The following is a 1,088-nucleotide window of genomic DNA, read 5'->3' as shown; positions in this document are numbered from 1 at the left end:
ATATCGGGCTTGTCGCCGTGTGTGACCGCGACAGCTCGTCGGTGCGCGCGAACCTCGCGCCCGCCGCGCCGGGCAGCCTGCGCAAGCACGACCTGCCCGACTCGGTCTATGCGATGACGGTGCTCTCGGGGGGTGCCGCAGCAGTATGTCGTGTTCTCGCCTGAGGGCATCGGCATCGTGTCGCCTGCGCGCATCCGGCTGGCCGCGCCCACGATCGTGCTGCAGGCGGATAGCGAGATTGGATTGACTGCCGGTACGCAGGTCGTGAACGCCGCGCCGGCGATTGAACTCGACGGTGCGATCACCCAGGGCGAAGGACCGAACGGCGGCAGCGCGCAGATGGCCGGGCCGCTCGCGGTGCAAGGCGATGTGGTCGCGGCCGGCACGAGCAGCCATACGCGCCGCGATTCGGAAGGCGGTACAACCAGTCCGCCGCTGTAACGGAAATTGTGAGGATGCAGCCAAGCCCCGGCAACGTCATGGACGTTGCCGGGGCTTGCGGCCTTTAGTGGACCTGCTGGTCGTCGTGATGCGCATCGGCCATCCCTTCGCGCTGCGTATGGTCGTCACGCGCATCACGATGCGTCCGTGTGCCGCGGTGTTCCATCCGTTGATGGGCTTCTTCGCGATGCCCGCGCTGGTCGCGGTGATCGAAATCGTTCGCGGATGCTGCGCCGGCAAGCGTCAGGGCAACAGCGGCGAAAGCAGCGAGTGTGAGTTTCATGAGGACGGTCTCCGACAGGTTGGTTGATCAGAAAGACGCGAGCATGCGTCACTGCGTCTAACGCGCTGCCGCGCCTGATTGTTGACCGATTTATTTCAATTGACATTGATTAACAATACTGAGTATTACGAGATAGGCGGAAACCCCGGACTGTGCAGGCGCCCGGGGGTTTCACATTTTCGCGCGAGATGAAGACCCTTCTGCTCGACAGGACCGCGTGGGACCTTTGCCTCACCGCGAACGGCGATATCGCGTGCGCCACCGAGCCGTACCAGATCGCCCAGGATGTCGCAAGCGCGATCCGTACGTTTCGCGGCGAGTGCTGGTACGACACCACACTCGGCCTGCCGTACTGGCAAAACAT

2 protein-coding genes are annotated in these 1,088 nt (G+C 63.7%); one reads left to right on the top strand and one right to left on the bottom strand.

Features of this window, described 5'->3' with window-relative positions; genetic code table 11:
* Positions 1-150 precede the first annotated feature (150 nt).
* The gene (locus KHO33_RS41870; protein ID WP_200568566.1) at positions 151-441 is read left to right on the top strand and encodes a hypothetical protein; all 291 of its coding nucleotides are present in this window, start codon (positions 151-153) and stop codon (positions 439-441) included.
* Between the two features lie 64 nt (positions 442-505).
* Here the strand turns inward: KHO33_RS41870 and KHO33_RS41865 are convergent, their stop codons facing one another.
* Positions 506-724: a hypothetical protein gene (locus tag KHO33_RS41865; RefSeq protein ID WP_200568565.1), complete on the bottom strand. Its 219-nt coding sequence runs from the start codon at positions 722-724 to the stop codon at positions 506-508.
* Positions 725-1,088 lie beyond the last annotated feature (364 nt).

It is taken from the genome of Paraburkholderia nemoris (genome assembly GCF_905221015.1).
GTDB classification, from domain to species: domain Bacteria; phylum Pseudomonadota; class Gammaproteobacteria; order Burkholderiales; family Burkholderiaceae; genus Paraburkholderia; species Paraburkholderia nemoris.
Note: the sequence above shows the minus strand (reverse complement) of the source record. Positions and strands in the feature narration are given on the sequence as shown.